We start from the raw sequence: 11808 nt of genomic DNA, 5'->3' as shown, positions 1-11808 counted from the left end.
CCCGGGCCGGAACTGGCCAGCTTCACAGAAAAGGACCGGCATTCTAACCGTGAAGTTTCCCGCGACGCCATTTCCTGGAGCCGAGCGGGGCGCCGCCCGGCGGGTTCCCCCCTGGCCGGCGCGGTCTGTATACTGGCCGGCATTTTTACGCCCTGGATATCCGTCACCATGCAATTCGTTTCCCGTCTGATCGAGTTCGCCACCAACCACTACCTGCTGGTCGCGGCGCTGCTGGTCCTGCTGGTCCTGCTGTTGCTGCACGAGCTGCGCAAGGGCGGCAAGAGCCTGTCGACCCGCGAGCTGACCGCGCTGGTCAATGCCGACCAGGCGGTGGTCCTGGATATCCGTCCGGCCAAGGAGTTCGCCAGCGGGCACATCGTCGACGCGCTGAACATCCCGGCCGACAAGCTGAACAGCCGCATGACCGAACTGGAAAAGTACAAGGGCAAGACCATCATCCTGGTCGACGCCATGGGCCAGCACTCCGGTACCTGGGGCGGCGTCCTGAAGAAGGCCGGCTTCAACGCCGCCAAGCTGTCCGGCGGGATCGGCAGCTGGCGCGGCGACAACCTGCCGCTGGTGAAGTGACATGCCGCCCGTCGTGATCTACACCACCGCCTGGTGTCCGTACTGCATCCGCGCCAAGCAGTTGCTGCAACGCAAGGGCGTGGACTTCCAGGAGATCGCCTGCGACGGCAAGCCCGAACTGCGCGCCGAGCTGGCACGCAAGGCGGGATCGACCACCGTGCCGCAGATCTGGATCGGCGAGACCCATGTCGGCGGCTGCGACGACCTTCATGCACTGGAGCGCGCCGGCAAGCTGGACGCGCTGCTGTCTGCCTGAAACCATTCATGAATTGACCCAAGGGAAGGCCCGAAAATGACCGAGCAAGCTACCAACGGCGCTGCCGACGAGCAGCAACCCCAGTTCTCCCTGCAGCGCATCTACCTGCGCGACCTGTCGTTCGAGTCGCCGAAGTCCCCGGAAATCTTCCGCCAGGAATGGAACCCGTCCATCAGCCTGGACCTGAACACTCGCCAGAAGCAGCTGGACGGCGACTTCTACGAAGTGGTCCTGACCGTATCGGTGACCGTGAAGAACGGCGAGGACACCACTGCCTTCATCGCCGAAGTGCAGCAGGCCGGCATCTTCCTGATCAAGAACCTCGATCCGTCGAGCATGAGCCATACCCTCGGCGCGTTCTGCCCGAACATCCTCTTCCCGTACGCTCGCGAAGCCCTGGACAACCTGGTGGTACGCGGTTCGTTCCCGGCGCTGATGCTGTCGCCGGTGAACTTCGACGCCCTCTACGCCCAGGAAATCGCCCGCATGCAGGCCTCCGGCGAGATCCCGACGCCGTCGGTCCAGTAAGCCCAGCGCTTGCGAAGAAGCCCGCCTTGCGCGGGCTTTTTCATGCCTGTCGGCCGGCTCAGTCCATGGCGAAGCCGAGCTGGCGCCAGGCTTCGTAGACGGTCACCGCCACCGTGTTGGACAGGTTCAGGCTACGGCAGCCTTCGCGCATCGGCAGGCGCAGGCGCCGATCGGTTGGCAGGGCGTTGCGCACGTCCTCCGGCAGTCCGCGGCTTTCCGGGCCGAAGAGGAAGGCATCGTCGCGCTGGTAGGCCACTTCGTGGAAGGCCCGCGACCCCTTGGTGGTGAAGGCGAACAGGCGTGGCTGGCCGAGGGCCTCGAGGCAGCTCTGCAGATCCGGGTAGCGGCGTACGCTGGCGTATTCGTGGTAGTCGAGGCCGGCACGGCGCAAGCGCTTGTCGTCCAGTTCGAAACCGAGCGGCTCGATCAGGTGCAGACTGCATCCGGCGTTGGCGCAGAGCCTGATAATGTTGCCGGTATTCGGAGGAATTTCCGGTTGAAACAGGATGACGTGGAACATGCAGGGCTCCGGAGCAGATAACGGGCGGCATTCTACCTCCGCCATCGACGATCTGCGGCGCCAGCGCTGGAAAGTCTGGGGTGCGCTGGTGCTTGCCGGGTTGTTGTTCGGGCTGATGCTCGGCAGGTTGTTCGGTCCCGCTTCGCTGCCGACGTCTGCGCCGCAACTGCTGGCGGTCGGGGAGAGCGAGCAGGGCCTGGTCCTGCGCTTCGATCGCCAGGCTGCGGTTACGGCGGCACGGGTGGAGGGTGCCCTGACGTTGCGCATCGTCGCCCGGGGCGCGGCGCAGCAGGGAGATGGACGATGGCTGGGCCAACCGTTGCGCTGGCGCGTCCGCGAGGAGGGAAAGGCGCTGCTGTTGAGCCTGGTCTCGACCCGCCCCTTGCAGGGGCGCTGGCAGTGGTCGGAGGACGGCGAGGGCTGGCGCCTGGTCGTCGAACTGCAGGAGCGCGACGGCCGGGAATAAAAGGGGGAATTCTCAGCCTGCCTGTACCGAGGTCCCCAAACGGGAGGGCGGAGGCGCGGATCACTGCGCTACCGCCGGGCATAAAAGAGGGGAGTTCTCAGCCTGCCTGTACCGAGGTCCCCGAAACGGGTGTGGCGGTTGCGCGCGGATGCTGCGTCTGCCGCCGGGTGTAAAAGAGGGGATTCCCCAGCCTGCCTGTACCGAGGCCCCCGAAATCTTCGTTATCTGCTCCAATGCAGGGGCTGTGCCAATTCTCATGAGCGCGCTGGCGGCGCGCTCGCTTTCCTGAAGGATTGTGGGTAAGTCTGTGGGCGAGCTGGTGATGAATGCCTCTGGAAGCCCGTGGATCAAGGGCTTGGCGGCATCCCAGGGGTTTGTGGGAAGTCGATTGCGGAAAAATGACGGAGCGGGCTTTTCCGCCAGCGATTGATGCCGATTTGTCGCCTGCTGGTGCACGCTGCCCAAAATCCGGGCAAGGGCCGCTGTCCTGCCGAACCGGCGGATAACCGCGATGCGGTTATCCGCCCTACGCCCCGGTTTGATCGACGGTGCCGGGCGGGCGCTCGCCGAGGTTGGGGCTGTGCTGCGGACGGTAGGGCGAATAACGCCATAGGCGTTATCCGCCGCGGCCCTGCACAATCGGCGGATAACCGCGATGCGGTTATTCGCCCTACGCTACGATTTGACCGGTGGTGCCGGGCGGGCGCCCTGCCGAGGCCGGGGCGGCGTCTCGCTTGGCACGGGCGCGCGACGGACCATGAAAAACGGGGCCCGAAGGCCCCGTTGGGTCGCTCATGGGAGCAGTGGCGCTTCAGTCGTCGCCTTCGTCGTCGGCTCCATCGACGTTCATCCCCAGCTCCTTGATCTTGCGGGTCAGGGTATTGCGGCCCCAGCCGAGCAGCACGGCGGCATCGCGGCGGCGGCCGGCGGTGTGCTTGAGGGCGGTTTCTATCATGATCCGTTCGAAGGCCGGCACGGCGCTGTCCAGCAGGTTCGACTGGCCGCGGCCCAGCGCCTGGTCGGCCCACTGGCGAAGGGCCTGTTCCCAGTTCGCCGCCGGCGCGCTGTCCTGCGGCTGGGTCAGCAGCTCCGGCGGCAGGTCGTCGATGTGCACCTCGCGGCCGGAGGCCATCACGGTGATCCAGCGACAGGTGTTCTCCAGTTGGCGGACGTTGCCCGGCCAGCCGAGGTTCTTCAGGTACTCCTCGGTTTCCGCCTTCAGCAGCTTGGGTTCCACCGCCAGCTCCTGGGCGGCGCGGCTGAGGAAGTGCCGGGCCAGCGCCGGGATGTCCTCGCGGCGGTCGGCCAGCCGCGGGATGTGGATGCGGATCACGTTCAGGCGATGGAACAGGTCCTCGCGGAACTTGCCGTCGCGCACCAGGCTTTCCAGGTTCTGGTGGGTGGCGGCGATGATCCGCACGTCGACCTTCACCGGCGTGTGCCCGCCGACCCGGTAGAACTCGCCGTCGGCCAGGACGCGCAGCAGGCGGGTCTGGGTGTCGGCCGGCATGTCGCCGATCTCGTCGAGGAACAGGGTGCCGCCATCGGCTTGCTCGAAGCGTCCGCGGCGCTGGGCGGCGGCCCCGGTGAAGGCGCCCTTCTCATGGCCGAACAGCTCGGATTCCATCAGGTCCTTGGGGATCGCCGCCATGTTCAGCGCGATGAATGGCGAGGCTGCGCGCGGGCTGTGGCGATGCAGGGCATGGGCGACCAGCTCCTTGCCGGTACCCGATTCGCCGTTGATCAGCACGGTGATGTTGGAATGGCTGAGGCGGCCGATGGCGCGGAATACCTCCTGCATCGCCGGCGCCTCGCCGATGATCTCCGGCGTGCGCGCCTGGTTCGCCGGCAGCTCCAGGCCCTGCTGCTCCTGGGCGTGCTGGTTGGCGCGCTTGACCAGGGAGACCGCCTCGTCGACGTCGAACGGCTTGGGCAGGTATTCGAAGGCGCCGCCCTGGTAGGAGGCCACCGCGCTGTCGAGGTCGGAATGCGCGGTCATGATGATCACCGGCAGGCGCGGATGCAGTTCGCGGATCTGCGCCAGCAGGTCGAGGCCGCTGGCGCCGGGCATGCGGATATCGGAGATGATCACGTCCGGCTGCTGCCGGCCGAGGCGGCCGATCACGCTGTCGGCGCTGTCGAAGCTCACCGTGGTCATGCCTTCCTGTTGCAGGGCTTTTTCCAGTACCCAGCGGATGGAGCGGTCGTCGTCGACGATCCAGACGGTCTCTGATCGGCTCATGGTCAATGCACTCCTTGTTCCAGGGGCAGGAACAGACTGAACACGGTATGGCCGGGGTGGCTCTCGCATTCAATCAGCCCCTGGTGCTGGCTGATGATGTTCTGGGCGATGGCCAGGCCGAGTCCGGTACCGTCCGGACGGCCGCTGACCATGGGGTAGAAGATGGTTTCCTGGAGCTCGGCCGGGATGCCCGGGCCGTTGTCGATGATCTCCACCTTGCACACCAGGCGGTGACGCGTGTGGCCGATGGTGAACTGGCGCAGGGTACGGCTGCGCAGGGTGATGCGACCGAGGCGCAGGTCGTTCTGCCCGGCGATCGCCTGCATGGCGTTGCGTACCATGTTGAGCACGGCCTGGATCATTTGCTCGCGGTCGAGCAGCAGGTCGGGGATGCTCGGGTCGTAGTCGCGGACCAGGGTGATGCTGCCCTGGCTCTCCGCTTCCACCAGGCTGCTGACCCGCTCCAGCACCTCATGGATGTTGGTCGGCGCCAGGTTCGGCAGTTTGTTCGAGCCGAGCATGCGGTCCACCAGGTTCCGCAACCGGTCGGCTTCTTCGATGATGACGTTGGTGTAGTCCTTCAGCGACTCTTCCGGCAGCTCGCGGGATAGCAGTTGCGCTGCGCCGCGGATGCCGCCGAGCGGGTTCTTGATCTCGTGGGCGAGCCCGCGCACCAGCAGCTTGGTGGTCTCCTGCTTGGACAACTGCGCTTCTTCGCGGGTGATCCGCATCAGCCGGTCGCGCGGATGGACCTCGAGCAGCAGCAGCGTCTCGTTGCGGTTGAGGATGGGCGTCACCGCATAGTCGACCGTGATGCTGACGCCGGTGATCGAGGTCAGGGTCGCTTCGCGCTTGGTGAACGGATGCGCCTGTTCCACCGCCTGGCGCAGCGAGTTCAAGGCTTCCGGCGATTCGGTGAACAGCTCGCTGATGAATTGCCCGTGGCTGCGCTGGCCGCTCACGGCCAGGAGCATCTCCGCCGCCGGGTTCATGTACTCCAGGCGCAATTCGCCGTTGAGCAGGATCACCGCGGTGGTCAGGTTGTCGAGCAGCAGTCGGTGCAGGGTATCGGTCGGCATGGCGGGCAGCTGTTCCAAGGTTGGGCAGGAAAATGCAAAAAGCAAACCAGGCGCCGAAAAGGCGCGTTTTTTCTGCCGAGGCGCTGGCTAGAGGTGCGCCGGGAAGGTTTTCGGCGACGAGCGGTGACCCGAAATGGGGACAGTATAGAAAGTGGTGCGGGTAATCGCACCAATCTGGTGCGTTGGCGTGGCCGGCGGCGTTTTCGCCAGGAGAATCGGGAAATAAACCGGAAAATCCCGCCCACCGTGGAGTGGGCAGGGGAAGTTCGGCTAGCGCTCGCTTGGCTCTATCGCGCTGACCAGCGGCGTATCGACCTCCGGCAGGGGTTGCCCGGCGATGCTCACTCGATGCAGGTGGAAGGGCTGGCTCGGGGTGCTTTCGACGGTCATGCCGTCGCCATCGATGATTTCCACTGCGACCTGGTGGGTGCCGCGATCGAGGTTCTTCAACGGGAACACCGGGCTGCGTCCCGGCACTCCGGCAGGCTTGCCGTCGAGCAGCAGGCGATAGCGATGGCCGGGCAGCAGCGCCGGCTCGCTGGTGACGGTGACGATGACGTCGCCGCTGTTGGCGCGCAGGGTTGCGTCCGGTTCGGGGAAGAGGATGCGCAGTAGCTGGTAGGCCGGCGGCTTCACCTCCAGCGGCGCGGCGGGCGGACGATAGCGTATGCCCGGCGGCGCCACGCTGTTGCCCGGCGCCAGTTCGACGCGTTGGGCCTTGCGCCCGCTGGGCGGCTGGTCGGTGTAGACGCGGTTGCCCTCGGCGTCGATGTAGGTGTAGACCCCCGCTTGCGCGGCGCAGGCCAGGCACAGCAGGAGGGCGCCGAGAATGCGCGGGATCATCGCTTCTTCCCGAGGTGCACGCGCTGCACGGTGAAGGTCACCGGCGGGCTGGATTGCAGCACCCGTTCGCCGTTGAGTACCTGTACCGCGAGGCTGTGGTCGCCGCGGTCGATCTCGTGCAGGGTGAAGCGGGTGCCGCTGCTGGGCGTGCCGTAGGGTTTGCCGTCCAGCACCAGTTGCAACTGGTGGCCGCTGTGCAGGGCCGGGCGGATGCTGACGCTGACGTTGAAGGTGCCGTTGTTGGCGCGCAGCGCCTCTTCCGTGGGGAGGTCGCTGAGGGCAAGGATCTCGTAGGCGGCGGCCTCGCTATCGGCGGCCGGGGCATTGCCCGCGGAGGACTTTTCCGGCGTGTCGATTCCTACGGTATTGGTCGGCTGCAGTTCGACGGTCTGCGCCTGCACCCCGTCTGGCGGCTGGTTGGTGAATACCTTGTTGCCGTTGGCGTCGGTGTATTGGTAGATCTGCGCCATGGCCGGCAGGGCGGCGGCCAGGAGCAGGCAGCTGGTGATCAGGCGCATGGACGGTCTCCGGGTGAACCTGCCAAGCGTTGCACCGCATCGGCGCGCTGGCAAGCCGTGCATTGTGCGGCATGCGGGTATTCGAAGGTGTGCGCTGGGGCACGTTGGCGGTCGCTGTGCCCCGCCGCGCGGCTGCGTTCGTCTCAGCCGGCACTGGCGGGGCGAACCCTCGTTGCGCCAGAGTGTCTGTGCTTGCGCCGCCGGCCGGCGGCCCCGTTCGAAACGGCGGGTGTCCGGCTTGTATGATGCGGCTGTTTCGGTTTCTCACCTTGGGGACTGCCTTTCTCGTGCCGATCATCGCCCGCTTCACCCTTCGCTCCCGCGTCCTGGCGGCCCTGCTGCTGTGCCTCTGCGCCGCTCTGTTCTACTCGCCGCCGGGCGCCGCGGCGCTGCCGAACCCGTTGGCGGGGAGTTCCTCCGGTGGCGAGAAGGTCAGCGATGCGCAGTTGGAACAATCGCTGAACCAGGTCATCCAGACCCTGGAGAACGACAGGCAGCGCGCCGACCTGCTGAAAAAGCTGAAACAGCTGCGCGACGTGACCAAGAAAGGCAAGGAAAGCGAGGGTGGGGTGCTGGGGCTGATCGGCGATACCCTGACCAGCCTGGAAAAGCAGTTCCAGGGCGCGAACAGCCCGGTTGCGTTATGGGGCAACCAGTTCCAGCTGGCGCGTGCCGAACTCGAGGAGCGCTTTCCCAGCTGGCGCGACCTGCCGGCGATGGTCTTCGATTTTTCGGTGGTGATCCTCCTCTGGGCCTGCCTGGCCAGCGCGCTGCTCTGGCTCAGCCGGCGCATGCGCGAGCGCTTCGGCCTGTCGGCGGAGTTGCCGCAGCATCCGAAGACCCGCGACCTGCTGCTGTTTTCCCTGCGCAAGCTGGGCCCCTGGCTGGTGGCCTTCCTCATCACCCTGTACCTGTCGGTGGTGCTGCCGGACTCCCTGAGCAAGACCCTGGCGATGGTCATGGCCTATGTGCTGGTCTGCGGCACGCTGTTCTCCGCGCTGTGCGTGATTTCCCTCTCGCTGCTCAGCGGCCCGCACCGCCAGCGCGCCCTGGATATCCTGCGGCGCCAGGCGTTCCGCCCGTTGTGGCTGATCGGCAGCCTCGCCGCGCTGGGCGAGGTCGCCCACGATCCGCGGCTGATCGCCGGCCTCGGCGAGCACACCTCGATCTGCCTGAGTACCCTGGCCAACGCCAGCGCCGCGCTGTTCACCGCCTTGTTCGTGATGCGTTTCCGCCGGCCGATCGCCCACCTGATCCGCAACCAGCCGCTGGAGCGCCGCCTCAAGCGCCGTAGCCTGCACGACCTGGTGCAACTGGTCGGCTCGCTGTGGTTCGTGCCGGTGCTGGTGCTGGTGGGGATTTCCCTGTTCGCCACCTTCGTTTCCGCCGGCGACAGCAGTTCGGCGTTGCGCCGGGCGCTGGTCTGCGCGGTGCTGGCGGTGGTGGCGATGACCGTGATCGGGCTGATCCGCCGCCGTTCCAGTCGGGTCGGCGCCGGCCCGCGCCGCAGCGCGCCGTACATCGAGCAGTTGCAGAGCTTCGGCTACACCCTGCTGCACATCTTCGTGGTGCTGTTCTTCATCGAGGTCGCCTTGCGCGTCTGGGGCATGTCGCTGATTCGCTATGCGGAAGGCGAGGGCGAGCAGATCAGCATGAAGGTAGTCAGCTTCGGCACCACCCTGCTGGTCGCCTGGCTGATCTGGATCCTCACCGATACCGCGATCCAGCACAGCCTCGGCCTGGGCGGCAAGAGCCGGCCGAACACCCGCGCGCTGACCATGCTGCCGCTGATCCGCAACGTGCTGTTCGCCACCATCGCGGTGATCGCCCTGATCGTCGCCCTGGCCAACATGGGCATGAACGTCACCCCGCTGCTGGCCGGTGCCGGCGTGATCGGCCTGGCCATCGGCTTCGGTGCGCAGTCGCTGGTGGCGGACCTGATCACCGGCCTGTTCATCATCATCGAGGACTCGCTGTCGATCGACGACTACGTCGACGTCGGCGGCCACCTTGGCACGGTCGAGGGCCTGACTATCCGTACCGTGCGCCTGCGCGACCTGGACGGCGTGGTGCATACCATCCCGTTCAGCGAGATCAAGAGCATCAAGAACTACTCGCGCCAGTTCGGCTACGCGATGTTCCGCTGGCCGGTGCCGGCGAGCATGCCGATCGACGACGCGGTGGCGCTGGTGCGCGAGGTCGCGATGGAGCTGCGCAGCGACCCGGCGGTCTACCGCAACCTGTGGTCGCCGATGGAATTGCAGGGCGTGGAGAGTTTCGACAACGGCCAGGCGATCCTGCGCTTCCGCTTCAAGACCGCGCCGATCAAGCAGTGGGAGGTCCAGCGGGCGTTCAACCTGCGCCTGCGTCGGCGCCTCGACCAGGCCGGCCTCGAACTGTCCATGCCGCGTCTCAACGTACAGTTGAGCCGGGCGCCCAAGGCGAAATCCGCGGAACCGGACGAGCAGGGCACGCCGGCGGACGGCGGCATCTAGCGCGACAGGATGACCCGGCAGATGCGGCGCATGTCGCGGTCGTCGATGCCGTCGCACTGCCACGGCGCACGCGATACCACGGCCCTGCACTGGCGGCGCATGTCGCGGCTGTCGATGTCGTCGCAGCGCTTGCGGTCGCCGCGGACGATGGCGCGGCACTGGCGGCGCGTGTCGCCGTCGCGGATGTCGTCGCAGTCGTAGCGCTGTCCCGGCGCCAGCAGCGCGCCGCAGTAACGCCGCATGTCGCGGCTGTCGATGTCGCCGCAATCCCCGCTGTCGCCGCGTTCCAGTGCGTTGCACATGCGCCGCAGGTCGCGGTCGTGGATATCGCGGCATTCGGTGCCGGCCTGGGCGGGCAGGCTGAGGATGGCGGCAAGCAGGAGCCAGAGAGAGTGACGCATGGACGGTCCTTATCCTTGGGGCGGGGAGCGCGGCAAGTCTAACCGAACGGCGCGGCGAACTTTGCGTTTCTCCATGGGCCGGCCCATAAAAAAGGCCTCCCGAAGGAGGCCTCAAGAGGGTGACTCGTTGTTATAGGAAAGGGTGGATCAGACGCTGTAGTACAGGTCGTATTCCAGCGGGTGCACGAAGGTGCGCACCTTGATCTCTTCTTCGCTCTTCAGCTCGATGTAGGCATCGATGAACTCGTCGGTGAACACGCCGCCCTTGGTCAGGAACGCGCGGCCCTTGTCGAGTTCTTCCAGCGCCTCTTTCAGGCTGCCGCAAACCTGCGGGATTTCCTTCGCCTCTTCCGGCGGCAGGTCGTACAGGTTCTTGTCGGCGGCATCGCCGGGGTGGATCTTGTTCTGGATGCCGTCCAGGCCGGCCATCAGCAGCGCGGCGAAGGCCAGGTAGGGGTTGGCTGCCGGGTCCGGGAAGCGCGCTTCGATACGGCGGGCCTTCGGGCTGGATACGTAGGGGATACGGATCGAGGCGGAACGGTTGCGCGCCGAGTAGGCCAGCATCACCGGAGCTTCGAAGCCCGGGACCAGGCGCTTGTAGGAGTTGGTCGAGGGGTTGGTGAAGCCGTTCAGGGCCTTGCCGTGCTTGATGATGCCGCCGATGAAGTACAGGGCGGTCTCGGACAGGCCGGCATAGCCTTCGCCGGCGAAGGTGTTCTTGCCGTCCTTGGAGATCGACATGTGCACGTGCATGCCCGAGCCGTTGTCGCCGTACAGCGGCTTCGGCATGAAGGTCACGGTCTTGCCGTAGGCGTCGGCGACGTTGTGCACGCAGTACTTCAGGGTCTGCACTTCGTCGGCCTTGGCGACCAGGGTGTTGAACTTCACGCCGATCTCGTTCTGGCCGGCGGTTGCCACTTCGTGGTGGTGGACTTCGACCACCAGGCCCATTTCTTCCAGGGCGTTGCACATGGCGGTGCGGATTTCATGGTCGTGGTCGACCGGCGGTACCGGGAAGTAGCCGCCCTTCACGCCCGGGCGATGGCCCTTGTTGCCGGACTCGATGTCGGCGTCGGTGTTCCAGGAAGCCTGCTCGGAGAAGATCTTGAACATCGAGCCGGAGATGTCGGACTTGAACTTCACTTCGTCGAAGATGAAGAACTCCGGCTCCGGGCCGACGAACACGGTGTCGCCGATGCCGGTGGACTTCAGGTACTCCTCGGCGCGCTTGGCGATGTTGCGCGGGTCGCGCTCGTAGCCTTGCATGGTGCTCGGCTCGATGATGTCGCAGACCAGGATCAGGGTCGGCTCTTCGGTGAACGGATCGAGGACGGCGGTGCTGTCGTCCGGCATCAGGATCATGTCGGAGGCTTCGATGCCTTTCCAGCCGGCGATGGAGGAGCCGTCGAACATCTTGCCGGCTTCGAAGAACTCATCGTCCAGCGCGTCGCGAGCCGGCATGGTGACGTGTTGCTGCTTGCCCTTGGTATCGGTGAAGCGCAGGTCTACCCACTTCACGTCATGGTCTTTGATCAGTTGGTGCGACTTGTACGACATGCTGTCCTCCAGGAGGGATTAGAGCTGGGAGCTTTTTCTGTGCCCCAGTATCGGGTGATGCCGGCCGGAATACTCCGCCAGGGCAACCTGCCTCACAAGTGAGCAAGTTGCGTGCCAGTGCCCGGAATCGGGCAGGGCCCCATGTTTGGCGGGGCCAGGTCTTCTTCAGGGTAGCTGGGCGGCCTTCGGGTGCACCGTTATGGTGCTCCATGTTGGTGCATCATTCCATTTTGGTGCAGCAAAAATAACTGTGCATATTTCTGCTCAATACGTGAGCAATTTCAGATATAATTCCGCCCCTTTTTTTCCGTCGCC

The 11808-nt window shown here is 65.8% G+C and carries 12 protein-coding genes; 5 read left to right on the top strand and 7 right to left on the bottom strand.

Features of this window, described 5'->3' with window-relative positions; translation table 11 throughout:
• Positions 1-168 precede the first annotated feature (168 nt).
• From LJF27_RS02245 to secB, 3 genes are read left to right on the top strand one after another with little or no spacing between them, the layout of a single operon-like run.
• Entirely contained in the window at positions 169-588 is a 420-nt protein-coding gene (locus LJF27_RS02245; RefSeq protein WP_003096058.1) for a rhodanese-like domain-containing protein, read from the top strand.
• 1 nt (position 589) lies between these two features.
• Complete coding sequence (gene grxC, locus LJF27_RS02240; protein ID WP_003096057.1) at positions 590-844, top strand: glutaredoxin 3; 255 nt, start codon at positions 590-592, stop codon at positions 842-844.
• 36 nt (positions 845-880) lie between these two features.
• Positions 881-1372 (top strand): protein-export chaperone SecB, encoded by a 492-nt coding sequence (gene secB, locus LJF27_RS02235; protein ID WP_003096050.1) that lies wholly within the window; start codon positions 881-883, stop codon positions 1370-1372.
• A 58-nt stretch (positions 1373-1430) separates the two neighbouring features.
• Here secB and trmL read toward each other — a convergent pair whose 3' ends face one another.
• Positions 1431-1892 (bottom strand): tRNA (uridine(34)/cytosine(34)/5-carboxymethylaminomethyluridine(34)-2'-O)-methyltransferase TrmL, encoded by a 462-nt coding sequence (trmL, locus tag LJF27_RS02230; RefSeq protein ID WP_003104666.1) that lies wholly within the window; start codon positions 1890-1892, stop codon positions 1431-1433.
• Between trmL and LJF27_RS02225 the strand changes: the two genes are divergently transcribed.
• Positions 1891-2358 (top strand): hypothetical protein, encoded by a 468-nt coding sequence (locus LJF27_RS02225; RefSeq protein WP_003096038.1) that lies wholly within the window; start codon positions 1891-1893, stop codon positions 2356-2358. The genes trmL and LJF27_RS02225 overlap by 2 nt on opposite strands.
• 811 nt (positions 2359-3169) lie before the next feature.
• Here LJF27_RS02225 and ntrC read toward each other — a convergent pair.
• The 4 genes from ntrC to LJF27_RS02205 form a co-directional block, all read right to left on the bottom strand.
• A complete protein-coding gene (gene ntrC / locus LJF27_RS02220) occupies positions 3170-4600 on the bottom strand; it encodes a two-component system response regulator NtrC (RefSeq protein WP_003104661.1) in 1431 nt (476 codons plus the stop codon).
• Between the two features lie 2 nt (positions 4601-4602).
• Positions 4603-5679 (bottom strand): two-component system sensor histidine kinase NtrB, encoded by a 1077-nt coding sequence (gene ntrB, locus LJF27_RS02215; RefSeq protein WP_003096033.1) that lies wholly within the window; start codon positions 5677-5679, stop codon positions 4603-4605.
• 270 nt (positions 5680-5949) lie between these two features.
• Positions 5950-6522, bottom strand: coding sequence for a DUF4124 domain-containing protein (locus tag LJF27_RS02210; RefSeq protein WP_003114474.1), 573 nt, complete (start codon positions 6520-6522; stop codon positions 5950-5952).
• Entirely contained in the window at positions 6519-7040 is a 522-nt protein-coding gene (locus LJF27_RS02205; protein ID WP_003104660.1) for a DUF4124 domain-containing protein, read from the bottom strand. Before LJF27_RS02205 ends, LJF27_RS02210 begins: the two co-directional genes overlap by 4 nt.
• Before the next feature lie 287 nt (positions 7041-7327).
• Here LJF27_RS02205 and LJF27_RS02200 point away from each other — a divergent pair, with 287 nt between their 5' ends.
• Complete coding sequence (locus LJF27_RS02200) at positions 7328-9535, top strand: mechanosensitive ion channel family protein (protein ID WP_003111156.1); 2208 nt, start codon at positions 7328-7330, stop codon at positions 9533-9535.
• Here LJF27_RS02200 and LJF27_RS02195 read toward each other — a convergent pair.
• On the bottom strand, positions 9532-9936 hold the full coding sequence (locus LJF27_RS02195; protein WP_003114473.1) for a hypothetical protein: 405 nt from the start codon (positions 9934-9936) through the stop codon (positions 9532-9534). The two genes, LJF27_RS02200 and LJF27_RS02195, sit on opposite strands and share 4 nt — an antisense overlap.
• A gap of 147 nt (positions 9937-10083) precedes the next feature.
• Complete coding sequence (gene glnA / locus LJF27_RS02190) at positions 10084-11493, bottom strand: glutamate--ammonia ligase (protein ID WP_003096016.1); 1410 nt, start codon at positions 11491-11493, stop codon at positions 10084-10086.
• Positions 11494-11808: the final 315 nt, after the last annotated feature.

Origin of the sequence: Pseudomonas sp. 203-8 (assembly GCF_020708595.1) — a bacterium.
In the GTDB taxonomy this organism is placed as follows: domain Bacteria; phylum Pseudomonadota; class Gammaproteobacteria; order Pseudomonadales; family Pseudomonadaceae; genus Pseudomonas; species Pseudomonas aeruginosa.
Note: the sequence above shows the minus strand (reverse complement) of the source record. Positions and strands in the feature narration are given on the sequence as shown.